At 30.4% G+C, this 19,169-nt stretch carries 19 protein-coding genes and 1 other annotated feature; all 19 genes read right to left on the bottom strand.

Annotated elements, in window-relative coordinates:
* Position 1: 1 nt before the first annotated feature.
* A complete protein-coding gene (gene rpoC, locus SMONO_RS00235; protein WP_101780353.1) occupies positions 2–3,751 on the bottom strand; it encodes a DNA-directed RNA polymerase subunit beta' in 3,750 nt (1,249 codons plus the stop codon).
* A gap of 18 nt (positions 3,752–3,769) precedes the next feature.
* Positions 3,770–7,585, bottom strand: coding sequence for a DNA-directed RNA polymerase subunit beta (gene rpoB, locus SMONO_RS00230; protein ID WP_101780352.1), 3,816 nt, complete (start codon positions 7,583–7,585; stop codon positions 3,770–3,772).
* Positions 7,586–7,707: 122 nt separating this feature from the next.
* Positions 7,708–8,289, bottom strand: a complete 582-nt coding sequence (locus tag SMONO_RS00225) for a CatB-related O-acetyltransferase (protein ID WP_101780351.1) — start codon at positions 8,287–8,289, stop codon at positions 7,708–7,710.
* A 53-nt stretch (positions 8,290–8,342) separates the two neighbouring features.
* Positions 8,343–8,711, bottom strand: a complete 369-nt coding sequence (rplL, locus tag SMONO_RS00220; protein ID WP_101780350.1) for a 50S ribosomal protein L7/L12 — start codon at positions 8,709–8,711, stop codon at positions 8,343–8,345.
* A gap of 66 nt (positions 8,712–8,777) precedes the next feature.
* Positions 8,778–9,278, bottom strand: a complete 501-nt coding sequence (gene rplJ / locus SMONO_RS00215; protein WP_101780349.1) for a 50S ribosomal protein L10 — start codon at positions 9,276–9,278, stop codon at positions 8,778–8,780.
* A 34-nt stretch (positions 9,279–9,312) separates the two neighbouring features.
* Positions 9,313–9,469: a sequence feature (ribosomal protein L10 leader region), on the bottom strand.
* A gap of 37 nt (positions 9,470–9,506) precedes the next feature.
* Positions 9,507–10,499 carry an aldo/keto reductase gene (locus SMONO_RS00210; protein ID WP_101780348.1) on the bottom strand — a complete coding sequence of 331 codons (993 nt, stop codon included), beginning with the start codon at positions 10,497–10,499 and terminating at the stop codon, positions 9,507–9,509.
* The gene (locus SMONO_RS00205) at positions 10,489–10,869 is read right to left on the bottom strand and encodes a MerR family transcriptional regulator (RefSeq protein WP_158637876.1); all 381 of its coding nucleotides are present in this window, start codon (positions 10,867–10,869) and stop codon (positions 10,489–10,491) included. Before SMONO_RS00205 ends, SMONO_RS00210 begins: the two co-directional genes overlap by 11 nt.
* 80 nt (positions 10,870–10,949) lie before the next feature.
* The gene (locus SMONO_RS00200; RefSeq protein ID WP_158637875.1) at positions 10,950–11,744 is read right to left on the bottom strand and encodes a Cof-type HAD-IIB family hydrolase; all 795 of its coding nucleotides are present in this window, start codon (positions 11,742–11,744) and stop codon (positions 10,950–10,952) included.
* 68 nt (positions 11,745–11,812) lie between these two features.
* Complete coding sequence (gene rplA / locus SMONO_RS00195) at positions 11,813–12,499, bottom strand: 50S ribosomal protein L1 (RefSeq protein WP_101780345.1); 687 nt, start codon at positions 12,497–12,499, stop codon at positions 11,813–11,815.
* Positions 12,500–12,501: 2 nt separating this feature from the next.
* Positions 12,502–12,936 carry a 50S ribosomal protein L11 gene (rplK, locus tag SMONO_RS00190; protein ID WP_101780344.1) on the bottom strand — a complete coding sequence of 145 codons (435 nt, stop codon included), beginning with the start codon at positions 12,934–12,936 and terminating at the stop codon, positions 12,502–12,504.
* A 120-nt stretch (positions 12,937–13,056) separates the two neighbouring features.
* A complete protein-coding gene (locus SMONO_RS00185; RefSeq protein ID WP_101780343.1) occupies positions 13,057–13,569 on the bottom strand; it encodes a peptidylprolyl isomerase in 513 nt (170 codons plus the stop codon).
* A 61-nt stretch (positions 13,570–13,630) separates the two neighbouring features.
* The gene (nusG, locus tag SMONO_RS00180; RefSeq protein ID WP_101780342.1) at positions 13,631–14,263 is read right to left on the bottom strand and encodes a transcription termination/antitermination protein NusG; all 633 of its coding nucleotides are present in this window, start codon (positions 14,261–14,263) and stop codon (positions 13,631–13,633) included.
* A 9-nt stretch (positions 14,264–14,272) separates the two neighbouring features.
* Positions 14,273–14,683 (bottom strand): preprotein translocase subunit SecE, encoded by a 411-nt coding sequence (gene secE, locus SMONO_RS00175; RefSeq protein WP_101780341.1) that lies wholly within the window; start codon positions 14,681–14,683, stop codon positions 14,273–14,275.
* A 3-nt stretch (positions 14,684–14,686) separates the two neighbouring features.
* Entirely contained in the window at positions 14,687–14,848 is a 162-nt protein-coding gene (gene rpmG / locus SMONO_RS00170; RefSeq protein ID WP_342748167.1) for a 50S ribosomal protein L33, read from the bottom strand.
* A gap of 24 nt (positions 14,849–14,872) precedes the next feature.
* The gene (locus SMONO_RS00165; RefSeq protein WP_101780340.1) at positions 14,873–15,496 is read right to left on the bottom strand and encodes a hypothetical protein; all 624 of its coding nucleotides are present in this window, start codon (positions 15,494–15,496) and stop codon (positions 14,873–14,875) included.
* Between the two features lie 21 nt (positions 15,497–15,517).
* Positions 15,518–16,237 (bottom strand): 23S rRNA (guanosine(2251)-2'-O)-methyltransferase RlmB, encoded by a 720-nt coding sequence (rlmB, locus tag SMONO_RS00160; RefSeq protein ID WP_101780339.1) that lies wholly within the window; start codon positions 16,235–16,237, stop codon positions 15,518–15,520.
* A complete protein-coding gene (cysS, locus tag SMONO_RS00155) occupies positions 16,237–17,568 on the bottom strand; it encodes a cysteine--tRNA ligase (RefSeq protein WP_101780338.1) in 1,332 nt (443 codons plus the stop codon). The genes rlmB and cysS overlap by 1 nt, the downstream gene beginning before the upstream one ends.
* Positions 17,569–17,585: 17 nt before the next feature.
* Complete coding sequence (locus tag SMONO_RS00150; protein ID WP_101780337.1) at positions 17,586–18,494, bottom strand: hypothetical protein; 909 nt, start codon at positions 18,492–18,494, stop codon at positions 17,586–17,588.
* 10 nt (positions 18,495–18,504) lie between these two features.
* A complete protein-coding gene (locus SMONO_RS00145; protein WP_158637916.1) occupies positions 18,505–19,164 on the bottom strand; it encodes a uracil-DNA glycosylase in 660 nt (219 codons plus the stop codon).
* Positions 19,165–19,169: the final 5 nt, after the last annotated feature.

The following is a 19,169-nucleotide window of genomic DNA, read 5'->3' as shown; positions in this document are numbered from 1 at the left end:
TCTAGTATTCTGAATCGTAAGTTTCTTTACCTTTTTTGATAATATCTGCACTACCAGTTAATCCAGTTCCTGCTGGGATTAAGTTTCCTAACATAATGTTTTCTTTTAATCCTTCAAGTTTATCAACTTTTCCTTTGATAACTGCTTTTACAAGAACTCTTGCTGTATCCTGGAATGATGCACTTGATAATCATGAATCTGATTCAAGTGGTGCTTTTTTAATACCAAAGATAACGTGTTTTGCAAGAGGAGGTTTTTTACCTGCCATAATTGCATTTTTCACTTCTGTTCTGAATGTTCTAGATGAAATAACTTCTCCTGGAAGTAATTCGGTTTCTCCTGAGTCAATAATTTTAACTTTATTCAACATTTGTTTAACAATAATTTCAATATACTTATCTGAAATTTCAATCCCTTGTAGACGATAAACTTTTTGTACTTCTTTTAAGATATAGTTTTGTACGTCTTCAATTCTTGCAACTTCTAATAATTCTTTAATGTTTATTGCACCTTCAGTTAATTTTTGACCACGAGTTACAACTTCACCTTCCGCTACTCTTAAAATAGCTCCGTATTGTGATTTGTATTTTCTTTCATCTTGATCAGATGAAACGACAATTGTAATTATTCCTTCTTCTTCTTTTGCTTCTTTTACAACTCCATCGATTTGTGAAATTATAGCAATTGAACCTTTAGGGTTTGTAACGTCAAGTAATTCTTTAATACGAGGTAAACCTTGTGTAATATCTGCTCCCCCAGCAACCCCTCCGGTATGGAAAGTACGCATAGTTAGCTGAGTACCAGGTTCACCAATTGATTGAGCGGCAATAACCCCAACTGGTTCACCGATTGTAACGATTTCTCCAGTTGCTAAGTTAACACCATAACATTTTCTACATACACCACGGTTTGTGTCACATGTTAGTACAGTTCTAATTTGAACTTCCTCAACTCCAGCATTAATAATATCATCTGCTAATGCTAATGTAATTAAAGTGTTAGCTTCAACGATTGTTTTTCCTTTTGCATCAACAACGTCATTGAAAGTGAATCTTCCAACTAATCTGTCTTTTAAAGGCACGATTATGTTATCGTGTTTTGTTTCTATAATTGAGTGAACATCGAAACCTTTTGTTGTTTTACAGTCTTCTTCAGTAACAATGATTTCTTGTGAAATATCAACAAGTCTTCTTGTCAAGTAACCTGAATCGGCTGTTTTTAAGGCAACGTCAGCCATACCTTTTCTTGCCCCGTGGGTAGAAATAAAGTATTCTGAAACAGTTAGTCCTTCACGGAATGATGATTTAATTGGAATTTCTTTAATGTCCCCTTTAGGGTCATTCATAAGTCCCCTCATACCTACCAACTGTGTGAAGTTAGATACGTTACCACGAGCTCCTGAATCAGCCATAACAAATACAGGGTTTTTTGGGTCCTTTTTAAGAACATCTTCAAGTCTGTTTTGGATTTTATCCTTAACTTGTGATCAAACGTTAATTACACGGCGTTTTTTCTCAGTTCTTGTTAACATACCCATGTTGTAGAATTCAGTGATTTGTGCCACTTTTTCATCTGCAACTTTGAACTCATCAAATTTTTCTGTATAAGCAACAACGTCAGCTGCACTGATTGTTGTTCCTGATTTTGAAGAAAATTTGAATCCTAAGTCCTTCATGTTATCTAACATTTGAGCAGTTTTTTGTGCCCCATATAATTTGAAGTATCTTTCAATAATTGATGATAGTTCCTTTTTCTTAATTGGTTGTTGAGCTTCATATTCATTCATGATGTAACTTCTGATATCAGTGTTTCCATCAACTATGAATTTTTCAATTTCATCTTCCGCATTATTAATGTTTGAATTAGAAATTCATGGGAATTCTTCAACAAACATTTGGTTAAAGAATATTTTACCAACTGTTGTAATTAAGAATTTATCTTTGTGTTTATCAGATATTTTTTTGTTTTTTAATTCGCTAACTGGCATTGCAACAATTGCATTTAATGAAACTGAGTTAGTTTCATAAGCAATTTTCACTTCTTGATAGTTCGCAAATAATGTACCTTCACCTTCAACACCTTTTTCCTCAGTGGTGATGTAATAGTTTCCTAAAATCATATCTTGAGTAGGAGTAACGATAGGTTTACCATCTTTTGGTCCAAGAATCGCTTTTGAACCTAACATAAGCGCTCTTGCTTCGGCAACAGCTTCATCACTAATTGGTAAGTGAACAGCCATTTGGTCCCCGTCGAAGTCGGCGTTGAAAGCTGTAGTTACTAATGGGTGAAGTCTAATTGCTTTACCTTTAACTAGTTTTGGCTCGAATGCTTGAATACCTAAACGGTGAAGTGTAGGAGCACGGTTTAATAATACCGGTCTATCTTTAATAACTTCTTCTAAGATATCTCAAACTTTAGCATCGTTTGTTAAAATCATTTTTTCTGCTACTTTTACGTTTTCGGCAAGATCTTTTTCTTGTAATCTCTTAATGATAAATGGTTTAAATAATGTAATAGCCATATCTCTTGGGATACCTGCTTGGTACATTTTTAAGTCTGGTCCAATAGCAATAACCGAACGACCTGAGTAGTCAACACGTTTTCCTAAAAGGTTTTGACGGAATCTTCCTTGTTTTCCCTTTAAGATTGATGTTAATGATTTTAATGGACGTTTGTCTTTACCAGTAACTGGTCTTGGTTTACGTTCATTGTCTAATAATGCATCAACAGCTTCTTGTAACATACGTTTTTCGTTGTTAACAATAATACTTGGTGCACCCATTGATTTAACTTTTTTTAGACGTTCATTTCTAATAATGATTCTTCTATATAAGTCGTTAATTTCTGAAGTAGTAAATCTACCCCCATCCAATTGGATGATTGGTCTAATGTCTGGTGGAATTACTGGAATTACATGTAATACCATTCATTCTGGTCTTGATTGAGATTTTTTTAATGAATCTAATACTTCAAGACGTTTCATTAGTTTATTTTGTTCAGATGAACCTTTTTTCTCTTTTAAGTCTTCTCTTATTTTTTCAATTTCTTTATCTAATTCAATGTTTTTTAATAAGTCTTCGATAGCGCTTGCTCCGATTCCAAATTTAGCATTGATGTATCTTGAAATGAAAGTTGATGCTTCATCCATTGAGAATGGAGTACTTGGAGTTCTTAATTGATTAATTAAGTTATCTGCTCTTTTTCATGCAAATGAGTCTGGTTCAATTCCAGCTCTTATATCTTCAAGAGTTTTTAATAATTTTTCTCTTGTTTTTGCACTTGATTTAGCATTACCAAGGTCTAAAACCATACCTTTTTTAAGGTGTTTTGAGTTCCCTGGATCTAAAACGATGTAACTTACAAAGTAAACAACTTCTTCAACTTCTTTAGTTTTTAAATCTAAAATTGAAGCAATTCTTGAAGGAGCTACTTTTAACATTCAGATATGAGTAACTGGTTCTTCTAACTCAATGTGACCCATTCTTTCACGTCTAACGATTGATTCTGTAATTTCTACACCACAACGTTCACAAATTTTTCCTTTGTTTTTTACTTTTTTATATTTACCACAAGTACATTCATAGTTTCTAGTTGGTCCAAAAATTCTTTCGTCGAATAGACCTTCTTTTTCTGTTTTTAATGTTTTGTAGTTAATTGTTTCTGGTTTTGTAACTTCACCACGTGATCAGCTTCTGATTACGTCTGGAGAAGCTAGTTCGATTTTAATCATTCTTTTGTTTGAATTTTTCATTTTAAAAACTTCTCCTTATTATTCTTCTATACTTTCTTCTTCGAAAGTAATTTCATCATCTTCGCTTGTTTCAACGTAGTCTTTGATATCTGCATCATTAAATGATGAATCACCATCTAATAATTCTGTATCAATTTCAAATTCATCATCGTCATCATAAGCATTTATTTGTACTTTATTTCCTTCTTCATCGATCATATGCATATCAAATCCTAGACCCATAATTTCTTTTGTAAGAACGTTAAATGATTCTGGAATTCCTGGTTTTGGAATTGGTTTTGATCTAACGATTGATTCGTAAGTTTTAATACGACCTTTAATATCATCTGATTTAATAGTCAAGATTTCACGCAATGTGTAAGCAGCACCATAAGCTTCAAGTGCTCAAACTTCCATTTCCCCGAATCTTTGTCCCCCGTTTTGTGCTTTTCCACCTAACGGTTGTTGAGTAATTAATGAGTATGGACCGATATTTCTTGTATGTAGTTTGTCATCAACCATGTGAGAAAGTTTTAGCATGTACATAACCCCAACAGAAATTGGTTTATCAAATGCTTCTCCAGTTCTTCCATCAACTAATGTAACTTTTCCATAGTTATCCATTCCAGCTTCTTCCATAATATCTTGTAATTCTTGTTCTTTAACCCCTTCAAAAACAGGTGTATTAACTTTAATTCCAAGTTTTTTAGCAGCCATACCTAAGTGGATTTCCAATACTTGTCCAATATTCATACGTGAAGGAACCCCTTGTGGGTTTAACATAATGTCAACTGGTGTTCCGTCTTCCATATGTGGCATGTCTTCAACAGGTAAGATTTTTGAGATAACACCTTTGTTACCATGACGTCCAGCCATTTTATCTCCCTCTTGAATTTTACGTTTTTGAACGATGTAAACTTTAATAATTTCTAAGATATCTGCTGGTAAATCGTGACCATCAGCTCTTGAGAAACGTTTAATTGATTTAACAATTCCTTCTCCACCATTTGGTACTCTTAATGAGTTATCTTTTACATTTCTTGATTTTTCACCAAAGATTGCGTGTAACAATTTATCTTCAGGTGATAATTGAGTTTGTGATTTTGGAGTAACTTTACCTACTAAAATATCTCCAACTTTAACTTCTGATCCAATAGCTACAATTCCATCTTCGTCTAAGTATTTTTTACTTACTTCTGAAATATTCGGAATGTCTCTAGTGATTTCTTCAGGACCTTGTTTTGTTTGTCTTCTTTCGATTGTGTATTCATCAATGTGGATAGAAGTAAATCTATCGTCAATTACGATACGTTCTGAAACAATAACAGCATCCTCATAGTTGTAACCATTTCAAGTTGTAAAGGCAACAACAACGTTTTGTCCCAAGGCCAATTCACCTTTTTCCATTGAAGGACCATCAGCTAAGATATCTCTTGCTTTAACTTTGTCTCCCAATTTTACGATTGGCAAGTGAGTTATAGCAGTACCATTATTTGAACGACTAAAGTCGTTTAAATCATATGTTTTAATTCCATCTTTTTGTTCAATAGTAACTCTTTTTGAGTCAACATATTTAACAATACCGTCAGCAGTTGCAACAATGGCATCTCCCGAGTCACGTGCAGCTTCATGTTCAACACCAGTTCCAACGATTGGAGATTCTGGATTAATTAAAGGCACAGCTTGACGTTGCATGTTCGCACCCATAAGTGCACGGTTGGCGTCATCATTTTCTAAGAACGGAATACATGATGTAGCGATTGAAACAATTTGTTTTGGTGAAACGTCAACATAGTCAACATCTTCTGGAGAAACCATAATGTCATCTCCTCTATAACGAGCAACTACTTGTTCATCTAAAATTGTTCCATCTTCTGCTAAGTTGATATTTGCTTGAGCAACTACATAGTCTTTTTCTTTATCGGCAGTTAAGTATTCATACTCACCTGAGATAACTTTTGTATTTTTAACTTTTCTATATGGAGTTTCAATAAATCCATATTCGTTAATTTTTGCATAAGTTGATAAGTTGTTGATCAATCCAATGTTTGGTCCCTCAGGAGTTTCAATTGGACAGATTCTTCCGTAGTGAGACGGGTGAACGTCACGAACTTCAAGAGCAGCTCTATCTCTACTTAGACCACCAGGCCCTAAAGCAGTTAGTCTACGTTTATTTGTTAATTCAGCTAACGGGTTAGTTTGATCCATGAATTGTGATAATTGAGAAAGATTAAAGAATTCTCCAATTATTGCAGTTAATGGTTTGTTATTAATAATACTTGATGGTTTCATTTTGAATGGGTTTGATGTTGCAAGTTTTTCTCTTACATTCTTTTCAATACGCATCATACCAATTCTGAATTGGTTTTGTAATAATTCACCAACAGTTCTAACTCTTCTGTTTCCTAAGTGATCGATATCATCAATTTCACCTATTCCATCCATTAAGTTAATTGCATAAGAAATGGTTGCAATAATATCTGGCAAATTTACAAATTCATCACTTGATGTTTTTGTAATACCTATAATTGTTGCAGTTTCGTTTCTTAAATCATTGTCTTTAAAAACTTTAACTTTTTGAATTTCATTACCTGAAGTGATTGCATCATTAAAGTTAATTTTTTGTACCATCGCTCCAGCTTCAAGAACTTTATCCAAATCATCAAAAATATCTTTTGTTATTTCAGTTCCTTTTGCAAATGCAACTTTACCTTTAACATCAATTATATCTTCGGCAAGAACACGTCCAATTAATCTGTTTTTTACAGATAACTTTTGTTGCAATTTAAATCTTCCTGCTTTTGTAAGATCATATTTTCTTTTGTCAAATAATAATCCGTATAGGTATTTACTTGCTCCATCAGCTGTTGCAGTTTCACCTTGACGAATTTTTTTATAAATTTCTTGAACTTGGTTTTCGTAATCTATTTCAATATCACCAGTTAAAGTATCTAATTCATAACTTGATGAGATTACTTCGTTATTATCAAACAAGTCTAAAATTTCTTCTTTTTGCATTTTGAAGGCTGTTAATAAACTTGTGGCAGTCGTTTTTCTTGATTTATCAATTTTTACATAAAAAACATTAGTAACTTTATTATCTAAAGCTTTTTTTGAATCTAATTCAAATTCTAATCATGTACCTCTTGAAGGAATAATGTCTGCATAATAAATCATTTCCCCATTTTTACGGTTCATTTCTTCTTTAAAGTAACTTCCTGGTGAACGAACTAGTTGTGAAACAACTACTTTTTCACTACCATTAATTACGAAAGTTCCTCTATCTGTCATTAATGGGAATTCTCCAAAGAAGACTTCTCCTGTTTTGTATATGTCAATATTTGCTAGATAGAATTCATCCTTTTCATCTTTAATTTCAATTTGAATTGTATCTTTTTCACCAGTTTTACCTTTGAACTCAAAAAAGTAAAGTGATCCTTTACTATCTTTAAATTCAACACCAGTTGATTCTAATTTTTCTTGTAATCATCCTTTTAAGAATGTTTCCATTGATCCCGAAATCTCTTCTTTAAAAACTTCTACATCTTCCATGTGAATAGTTAATGATAAGTTTGAGTAAATAGGAGCTTCAAATATTTTTGACTCTTCTTTAGCTTTTGTAATTGAAAGTCTAGGTTCTCTAAATTCTCAATCAGTCATTGATAAAACAATGTCACCATCAGCTGAAACTACTGGAAAAACTTCTTCAAACACTTCGTTTATTCCCTTTTGTTTAAATCATTCGAATGTGTCTGTTTGTAATTCGATAAGGTTGGGTAACTCAAGGTCACCTGATACTTTTGCATAATCACGTCTTTCCACAAGCGCATTAATTTTTTTAATTTTGTACTTCATTTAATAATTTCCCCCGTTCAAATAAAACATACGCAAACAAATTCTATATTATTTTTCACTTAAATTCAATAGTAAATAGCAAAAAAATAAACAATTTTGTTTACCTTTTTGCCTTTTTAATCTTATTTAGTTAATTTGTCTATCATGTTACCTATTGATTCTATACTTTCATCCCATCATTTCAAGTCTTCTAGCTCATTAATTTTATTTTTATCAAATCTCATTCTAATTAACTTTGCAGGATTTCCCCCAACAATAGAATAAGGTTCTACATTTTTTGTTACAACCGATTTTGCAGCTATTATGGCACCATTGCCAATTTTAATTCCAGGCATTATTGTTGCACCATAACCAATTCAAACATCATTGCCAACAGTTGTATCACCCTTGGAATTTACTTTTGTCAGGGATTCATGATTCGCCCCGAATTCATCAAACATTGCAAAGGGAAAAGTTGATATTCCATCCATATTGTGATTTGAACCATTCATAAGAAATTTAACATCATCTGCTATTGCACAAAATTTTCCTATAATTAATTTATCATTATAAATTTTTGGAAAGTGGTATAAAACATTTCTATTTTGAAACTCTTTAAGTCCTTGTTCATTTTTAAAACTATAAAAATAAGTATACTCGCCAACCTCTATTCCTTCATTGGTTATATAGTCTTTTAAAAAATATATTTTTGATGATTTAGACATACTTATTCTCCTTATATAAAAAAATGACCCTTAGGGTCATTATAAATAATTTATTATTTTAAGTCTACTGATGCTCCAGCTTCCATTAATTGTTTTTTCATTTCTTCAGCTTCTTCAACTTTTACGTTTTCTTTAATAGCTACAGGTAATGTTCCATCAACTAATTTTTTAGCATCCATTAATCCTAATCCAGTCATTTCTTTAACTAATTTAATAACTGAAACTTTGTTTCCTCCAGCATTTGTTAACATAACTGAAACTTCTGAAGGTGCTGCTGCTCCTCCAGCTCCTGCTGCAGGTGCTGCAACTGCAGCTGCTGCAACAACTCCGAAGTGATCTTCGATTGCTTTAACTAAATCGTTTAATTCAGTTAATTTCATTTCTTCTAAAGCTTTAATAATATCGTCTTTTGTAATTGCCATGATTTTTTCTCCTTATTTTCTTTCTTTTAATTTAATTAATCGCTATTTGTACGCTTAATTGTTTATTTATTCTGATTTTGTATTTGCTATTTCTTTTACAGTCAACATAAATTGACGTAATGGGTAAATAAGTGATGAAGCAAACATTGAGTATAATTCATCTTTTGATGGAAGAGAAGCAATTTCATTAATTGCCGCTGTATCCATAACGTTTCCTTCATATATTCCCGCTTTAAGAACTAGTGATTCATTTGTTTTTGCAAATTCTGAAACTAGTTTTGCAGGAAATAGAGCTTCTTCGTCTGAAAAAATGTAAACATTTTGTTGAACTAAATAAGCATCTAATCCAGTAATTTTTAATTCTTCAACCGCTCTTCTGAATAATGAGTCTTTATAAACTTTAATAAAGATTCCTTGTTCACGAGCTTTGTTTCTTAATTCTGTCATTTGTGCTACAGTTAAATTTTTGTATTCAGCAATCGCCATACCTTTACAGTTTTTGATTCTGTCTGCAATTTCTTTAACTACCTCATTCTTTTTAGCATGAGCTGGTCTTGCGTTTGACACTCGTAACGACCTCCTTTTGTACTTTCGTTTTTTAAAATCAAAATAAAAACCTCAGATAATTCCGAGGTCAATTAAAAATACAATAAACATTGTAAGAAAACCTTACAAATAGTATATGTAGTTTCATTCCTCGGTAACAAATTAAGGGATAAAATCCCAGTTACTTTCTTCGGTACGAATAGCACTTATATAATATCATATTCTTTAAGTCTCTACATAATTTTTTTATTAACTTTTATCAATCATTTTCATAGCGTCAGCACCATATCTATCACCAACTATTTCAATTTTTTCCAATCTCTCTTGGATTTCTAAAAGTTCTTTATCAGTAAATTTAACTTCAGCTCCTGTTAAATTTTCTTTAAGTCTGTCAATTTTTTTTGTTCCAGGGATTGGGACAAATCATTCTTTTTGAGAAAGAACTCAGCCAATCGCTATCGCAGCTGGTGTTGTGTTTTTCTTTTCTGCCAACTCCTTTACAAAATCAACTAATTTTAAATTTTCTTTTAAATATTCTTTATTCTGAAATCTTGGTACACTTAATCTAAAATCACCAGGTTCCAATTTTGTGTCTGGATTTATTGTTCCAGTAAGGAAACCTTTCCCCAAAGGTGAAAACGGAACAAACCCTATTCCCAACTCTTCCAATGTTGGTATTATTTCTTTTTCTGGATCTCTCCAGAAAAGTGAATATTCACTTTGTAAGGCAGTTACAGGGAATATAGCATGAGCTTTTCTAATTGTATTTGCAGACGCCTCACTTAATCCTCAATGTTTTATTTTTCCTTGCTCGTAAAATTCTTTCATTAATTTAGCTACATTTTCAATCGGAACATTAGGATCTACTCTATGTTGATAATATAGGTCAATATAATTTGTTCTTAATCTTTTTAATGAACCCTCTATTGCCCTTCTTATATTTCCTTCACTACTGTCAACACCATCTCTTTTACCATCTGGTGTGTAGCTAAATCCAAATTTAGTAGCAATAACAACCTTGTCTCTAACCCCCTCTAGAGCTTCTCCTAAAATTTCTTCGTTATCAAACGGACCATAAACTTCTGCAGTGTCAAAGAATGTAACTCCCATTTCATAAGCTTTTCTAATAAATTCAACAGCCTCTTCTCTTGTTGGGAACGGTGGTTGTGAAAAACTTAATCCCATACATCCTAATCCAATTTCAGAAACAACTAAATCTTTTCCTAATTTTCTAGTTTTCATATTTTTCCTCTTCTATTTTTTTCTCGTAAATATCTTTTTTAAAGTTTATAAATTCTACTTGTTTTTTGATATCTTCTATTTTTTCTAAGACCATTTTTTCTTGTTTTAAAATCATCTTGTATCTTATTTCTAAAGAGGAATTGCCTTGTTCTAAAAGATCCAAGTATTTTTTTATTTCATTTAAAGGCATACCTGTTTTTTTTAAACAAATCACTGTATTTGCTCTTTCAATATCTTGTTCAAATATAAACCTATAATTATTTGAGTCTCTTTGAATATTTGGCAATAGTTCTTTTGAATCATAATATCTTAAAGCAGATTCATTTATATTTAAGATCTTAGCCAATTCATTCATATAAATTTTTTTCATACCAGACCCCCCCCTTAAGGACATTCCTCATTTTTAAGTATATTTCATTAAAGTTACTTTAATGCAAGCACTTTTTTGAATTATTTTAAAAATTTTTCAATTTCAAATACATTATCTATTATATTTTTTGCCGCTTTATCCACTTTTGGCTGACACTTTCTCATTGCGAAGGAATTTGATGCAAACTTTAACATTTCAATATCATTTTCACCATCACCACTTGCATAAACATCTGAATCTTGAAAATTATTAATTTCCTGTATTTTTTTTATTCCATAAGCTTTTGAAACATCTTCTCTCATAATTTCAATGACATTTCTATGAGTTGTTACAGCTTTACATTTTTTTATTTTATCTTTTAATAAGGTTTTAACAGTCAATACATCAGCTTCTGCCACAAAAAAATATAGCAAGTTAAGATCTGGAGAATTTAAAATATCATTTTCACCCTCTTCAAAATTATTATATGAAGGTGCATATTGTTCTAAAAATGGATTTGTATAAACTTCAGGTTCATCAACTTTTGAAAATGGTTTTCTCTCATCTTTTATACAATAACCCATAACATATTGTTCTTTTAATTCCTTAAAAATCTTGATTATGTCTTCTCTAGATTCCATTGGAATTGTTGCATTTTCAATAATTCCCTTATCTTTTTCATAAATAATAGCTCCGTTATTGCATATCATATAGTCATAAGGTATATTAACTTCCTCTAATACAGGTCTAATTTCATGTTCCATTCTACCAGTTGCAATAGCAAACTTGTTTCCATCCTTAATTCAATTTCTTATAAATTCCAAATCTCTAGGATCTATAAAGTTATTGTGCATTAAATTAATTGTGCCATCATAATCAGAAAATCATCATTTCATCATCATTACCTTCATCTTTCAATATAATTATAGAATAAAAAAAACTCACTTTAAGTGAGTTTTTGATTTTAGTTTTCAATTAAAACTTTGATTCCAGGGCCCATAGTAGTTGAGATTGATATATTTTTAATATATGTACCTTTAACTGCTGCAGGTTTTGCCTTTTTAATTACATCTAAAAGAGCTATATAGTTTTTCATTAAGTTATCTTCATTAAATGAAACTTTTCCTAAGATTGAGTGAACATTTCCTTCTTTATCAGTTCTGTATTCTACTTTACCTTTTTTAATTTCATCTAAAGCTTTTGCTACATCCATTGTAACTGTTCCAGTTTTTGGGTTAGGCATTAATCCTTTAGGTCCTAAAACCTTACCGATTTTTCCTAATTCTGCCATCATTTCTGGAGTTGCTACAATAACATCGAAATCAAATCAGTTTTCTTTTGCTATTTTTTGGATTAAGTCTTCTGCTCCTACGAAGTCTGCTTTTGCATCTTCAGCTTCTTTTACTTTAGTTTTTGTAAGAACTAAAACTTTTTGAGTTTTTCCAGTTCCACCAGGCATTACTAATGCCCCTCTAATTTGTTGGTCAGCATGTCTTGGATCAACATTTAAGTTGAATGCTATTTCTACAGTTGAGTCAAATTTTGTGATTGAAGTTTCTTTAGCTAATTTTAGAGCTTCTGAAATTGAGTATAATTTTGTTTTGTCAACTTTTTCGTTAACAGCTTTTAATTTTTTACTTAATTTTGCCATTACTATTTACCTTCTTTTTCAGGCATTCCAGTAACTTTTATACCCATATTTCTAGCTGATCCTTCAATAATTCTCATAGCTGCTTCAACTGTATTTGCATTTAAATCAGGTAATTTATATTCAGCAATTTTTTTAATATCTTCTGCTGTAATAGTTGCAACTGTTTCAGTTCCTGATTTAGATGCACCTTTTTGAATTCCTGCTGCTTTTTTAAGCATAAATGCTGCTGGAGTAGTTTTTAAAACGAAATCGCATGATTTATCGTCATAAGCTGTAATAACTACAGGCACTATTTCTCCAGCTCTATCTTTAGTGGCGTCATTAAATTGTTGTGTGAATACTGGCATGTTAATTCCAAGTGAAGCTAATTCTGCACCAGGTTTTGCTTGCATTGCCATAAATTCTAATTTTGCTATACGTGTGATTCTTTTTGCCACGAACAACACCTCCTGTTTTCGCTGTGGTCCTAACGTAGTTATGCATTTGCATACTTACTTCCACAATTAAAATCTGCCATAAATAATATTAACATAATTTTTAAATAAAAAAAATCTTAATTAAATAAGATTCATTGTTTTTATAATAATTGGTTCTAAAGGAACATCATCATGATAACCTTTTGATCCTGTAGCAACTTTTTCAATTGATAAGGCAACTTCTAAACTTGCTTCATCAGATAATTTACCAAAAGAAGCATATTGACCATCTAAAAAACCAGCATCTCCTGTCACTAAAAAGAATTGACTTGTTGCACTATCCATAACATTTGTTCTAGCCATTGAAAATACACCCGGTTTATGAGGCAATGATGTGGCATTTTTGTTTCATCCATTAATTGAGAATTCACCTTTAATTGGATTTAATCCACCTTTCTCTGACATATCAGGAAACATACCCCCTCCTTGAATCATAAATCCTTTTATAACTCTGTGAAAAATTAATCCATCAAAGTATTTATTTTTAATTAAGTTAACAAAGTTTTCAACTGATATTGGAGCAAGTTCTGGATACAATTCTCCATTCATTTTTCTACCATCTTCCAAAATTATTTCGAATTTAATATTGTTCATAATTAATTTTCTCCCTTAGGTAAATTTTACAAGAAAAAAGAACTTTATTTTCATAAAGTTCTTAGTTAACAAAAGCTTTTTCTAAACTTGAGAATTCAAATTCAGTTGGTGTAATTCTTCCGAATAGTTCGATGTTAACAACCGCAACACCCTTTTCGAAATCCATTTCCATAACTTGCCCTTCAGTACCTGCAAAGGGACCATCCTTAACAAGGACAACATCTTTCACATTGAAATTAGCTGTATATAAAACTTTTTCTCTTTTGGGTTGATTTGCATTCCCTTTTGAAGATTTTTCTCCTTTTGATTGTTGGGTTGATTGTTGTTCCAACATTCTTGAAACCTCTTCCACTGTTAATGGTAAAGGTTTGGCCCCTTTACCAGATGAACCAATAAACCCTGTTACACCAGGTGTGTTTCTAACAATAAATCATGTTTCGTCAGTCATGTTCATATTTATAAATAAATATCCGGGAAATTTATTCTTTTCATTAATTTTGTTGTTTTTACCCATTACAGGCCCTTTTGAAATTCTAATATCGAATATTCTGTCTTCTAATCCTGATGTTTCTATTTTTTGTAGTAAATCGGCTCTGACACGATCCTCGTGCCCACTGTTACAGTTAATTACAAATCATTGTCCTTTGTAAGATGAAAGTTCATCTTCTAATTCAAATAAGTTTTGTTCCATGATAATCTCCTTTTAGATAATTCTGATAAGTTCAAATAAGTTTTGGAATGCTAAATCAACACAGAAGAAAAACACTCCAAATATTGCAATAAATATTATAACCCATAAAAATTTAGTTCCTAAATTTTTTCTTGATGATCATTGTATTTTGTTTACTTCTTTAAGAAATTTAACAGGTGCTTCTTTTAAAGCTAATTTATAATCTATTTTTTCTTTTTCTTTTTTGACTCTTTTGTTTTTAGCGGCTTTGATTTTACCTTCTTGTGTTCCGTCATGCCCTTCAAACTCATTGTAAAGCTTAGTGAATTCTTCTTTTTTATTTTTTTTAGTTTCTTTCTTAGCTTCTTTTTGAGCTTGTTTTTCTTTAATTTTATTTAATTTATCTTGAGCTTTTTGCTCTCTTAAATCTTTTTTGTCAGACATTTTTTATCTTGTCTCCTTATGTAGAACATGAGCGTTGCATGTTATACAATGTTTTTTGATTTGTAATCTTTCTCTTTGAGAAATTGTGCTCTTTTGAATAGTGTAGTTTCTTGAAAGACACTCACTACAAACCAATATAACTTTTTTCTTTGATTGTGGCATGATAACACTCTCTTCTTTTCCTAGTTATTATAACTTACTTATATCTTTAATAAAATAGTTAAAAAACTTTTTTAGTTTTTCTTTTAATTTCAAGAAATCTTTTCTTGTTATATTATTTTTTTCTATAATTTCTTTTTGACTATATCCTTTGTAAAGCATCATAGCCGCTTTCTTCTCTACTTTATCTTTTGTTTTTTCAATAAAAAGAAAGAATAATTCCTTTATTTCATTACTCCTGTCATCTTCCTTGCTTTTTACAAAAGAAAAACGATCTATGTCTCTTTCTAAAAATGTTTGACCCTCATCTGTTAAACCGCTTCTATATGAATTTATCATTTGAATAGTTATTTTTCTTTTATCTCTTTTTAGAAATTTTGCATAATCAAGTATTCTTCTTTTTATTATAAAATTTGCATATGCTATTAATGGAACATTCTTATTTATGTCATATTTCTCTTTCACTTCTTTAATTGCAAGAAAAACTTGTGAAGTAAGGTCATCTTTCTCTAATTGTAAGAAACTAATTTTTTGGTGTTCTGTATTTATTATCTTAATTACTGATCTTTGAAAATGCATTAGTGTCTCTTTTGTTAGTTGTTCTGAAAATTCAGATGCTATCACCTCATTGATAATGTGTTTAAAATTGTTCATTCTTTTATTCCTATCTATATTTTAATTATTAGATAATTCAAAAAGTATAATTCCTGTTGCTACCGAAACATTTAACGAATCTATTACGTTAGTGGTATCAATCTTAAAAACAAAATCTGACATTTCTACGATTTTGTTTGTGATACCGTTTCCCTCATTCCCTATTATTATTGCCGACTTATTGTCAAAATCAATTTCCTTAATCGATACACTTTGTTCATTTAGATACGAACTGTATATCCAAAATCCCCTATCTTTCAAATTGCTTATTGCAGATTTTAGATTACTAACTTTTATAATTGGTACGTTATAAATGGTTCCAGCAGAAGCCTTCATAACAGCCGGAGTAACTTGAACTTGATTTGTTTCTTGTATTATTATTCCATCAACCCCAAATAAACTTGCTGTTCTTATAATTGACCCAAAGTTTTGTGGGTCTTGTATTTTGTCTAAAATTAAAACTATTTGTTTTAATTTTGAATCATTATAAAATTCTTTAAGTTCTAGATATTTAAAATCCTTAACTTGCGCTATTAGCCCTTGGTGGTTTACACCTTCTTTTATTAAAACATTAAATTCTTGTTTTTCCAAGGAATGTCATTCTATTTTTTGTTCTTTTATTAAATTATAAATTTCTGGATCAAATGAGTGTCCCTTTAAAATGAAAACTTGCTTTATTTCGCTTTTAAAATTTCTTATTATGTTTTCAACTGCATTTTTTCCATAAATATAATTTTTCATTAGATGATATTCTCCTGTTTAAGTTGTTCCCTCAATTTATCTGCTTCTTCAAAATCTTTTGTATCAATACATGATTTTCATTTTTTAATTTTTTCAATATCTTCTGGTGTTAATTTTTTTTCTTCAAATTTAAAGCCCAGTATATCTAGTATAACTTTTAGTTTTGAAAAAGTTAAATCTACCATTTTTGCTTTTATTTGCTTATTGATATTTCTACACATTTCATCAATTAAAGATATTGCCATTGGAGTGTTTAAATCATTTCTAATTATTGCTCTAAATTTTGTTAGATATTTGTATGAGTTAAAATCTTCATCAATTGGAGTTTGGTTTGTTAAAATAACTTCACCTATAGCACTTGATCAGTTGACAGTTTTTAACATAGTTTCAATTTTTGAAACTCAATCCTTAGATTGATTTATTAATTCTTGTGTAATATTTAAAGGTTGTTTATAGTTTGAGTTTGTAAAAATATATCTTAAAGAATTGCTTCCGTTATCTTTTATATAATCTCTAACAGATATTGTATTCTTTAAAGATTTTGACATTTTAACATTATCAATTGATAAATGGCCATTATGCACTCAAACCTTAGCTATTTCCTTTGAATTTTTAGCCATGTATTGAATTCTTTCGTTTTCGTGATGTGGAAATTTTAAATCTATTCCTCCGATGTGAATATCAATTGAGTTATTAAAATAATCATCAATTAGCAATGCACACTCGGTGTGTCATCCAGGTCTTCCTAAACTTCATTTAGATAGTCATTTTTTGCCGGTATCAGTTTTTTTTCATAAAATAAAATCTTGAGGACTTCTTTTATTTTGATCAACCTCTATTCTTTCACCCATATTTAATTGCTCCAAATTTTGTTTGGATAGCATTCCGTATTTTGTCTCTCATTGACTAATGTCAAAATAAACATTACCATCAACTTCATAGGCAAAGTCTTTTTTAATTAGGTCGTCTATGAAAATTAAAATTTCATTTATTTTTGTAGATATAGGTAGAATAGCTGTTGGTCTTTTTATGTTCAAAGAATCTATATCCTCCAAAAAAGCATTGGTAAATTTTTTTGTGTAATCTTCTTCTGTCATATTTTTTTCTAAAGCTTTATTTATTATTTTGTCATCGATATCTGTTATATTTAATAAATATTTATATTTAATATCTCTGTGCTCTAAATATTTAATAATAATGTCAGTTAAAATTAAAGGTCTTGCATTTCCTATGTGTATATAGTCATAAACAGTTGGTCCACAATTATAAATACAAACCTTAGGAACATCTATTTCTTTTAGTTTTGTTGTTAAAGAATCATATAATTTCATTAATTTAATTCCTTCTATTATCTGTCTCTTTTAATTAACGGAGAAACAGCTTTATAAGTTAAATATAAAACGGCTGAGTTAAATATAATTTTCATAGGAGCTTGAACAAGTCTTCCAATAAACATAGCAGTATATCCCCCGTTTTCTGTTGGTATACCTAAAAATCCAGCATCACCCCAAGCAGAAATTACGGCTGTTACCAAATATTCAGATGCCGTAGCAAACAAGATGATCGGTAATAAAACATGCAGCGTTTTTCGCTGACCTTTTATTAATAGTGTAAAATAAATTACTCAGAAAATAGCTATACAAGCTATTATAGAACCAAGGAATATTCATTTATAAGTTTCTTTGTCAACTTCAAAACCCAAAACCTTGATTGTTTCTTCTGCTGGATATCCATCAATAACAAAAACCATAAATGCCGCAAATGCAATTAAAAACAAATTAATTAAAAGAACCGGCACTCAATTGTAACCTTTGCCTAATCTTAAAAAACTCGATCCTATACCAGCAATAAATCCATAACAAATAATTACAACTATAAAAGCTGGGTGAACGAATGAGGGAACAAAAATCATTACTAATATTTCAGTGATTAGAGCCACCAAAACCCCGATGATTGGACCGAAAATAAAGCCCGTTATTTTAACCATTACCCCTTCAAATGCAATTCTGATTGGAGGAAAAACAGTAATTGGTAAAGTTAATGAAATTACAACAGTTATACTTACATTTATTGCTGTAAACATTGTAATATAAGCAATGTTTTTAGTTGTGAATCTTATGCCATGGTATTTTTCTTTTAAAATTCAAAAAGACATGGCGTTGTATAAGAAATACAAGAATATAAAGAAGCCAATAAAACCAGACATAGCATACGCCATATTATTTCCTTCAAGCAATCATTTACTAATATTATTCATGGTACGCTCCTTAATACTCTCAATTAATTTCTTTTTGATTAGTACTTTTCAACATTAAGTTTATTTTTGAAAAAGGATTACTTTTTTCAAAACCATTTTTAAAGCTAAATGGTGATGGGTGAGCTGAAAAAATAATTTTCTTTTCATTTTTATATACAAGACTATTATATATTTTTTTTGCATAATTTCCCCACAAACAATAAATAATGTCTTTATTAAAATTATTTATTTCATCTAAAATTTTTAAAATTACTTTATCTCAACCGAGATTCTTGTGAGAGTTTGGTTCTCCTTTTTTTACAGTCAAACACGAATTTATTAAAAAGACACCTTGCTTTACTCAACCCAATAAATCATTATTGTTGAAGTGATCTATATCCAAATCACTTTTTAATTCTTTAAATATATTTTTTAAACTAGGAGGTGTTTTTACATTATTTGAAACACTGAAGGCTATTCCGTTTGCTTGTTGGGGTCCGTGATAAGGATCTTGTCCAATAATTACAACCTTAATATCTTTTGGTTTTATTATCTTAAAAACTCTAAAAATATCCTCTTGTGGAGGATATACATTTTCAAAGTCTTCAATTTTATTAAGAATACTTTCAATATCTTTATAAATATCTTTTTTCAAAAATAAATCTATTCATTCTTGATCTAATTCGTTTATTAATT

Source organism: Spiroplasma monobiae MQ-1 (assembly GCF_002865545.1).
Lineage (GTDB): Bacteria > Bacillota_I > Bacilli_A > Mycoplasmatales > Mycoplasmataceae > Spiroplasma_A > Spiroplasma_A monobiae.
The sequence above is the reverse complement of the archived record's forward strand: the minus strand, read 5'-3'. Positions and strand labels throughout refer to the sequence as shown.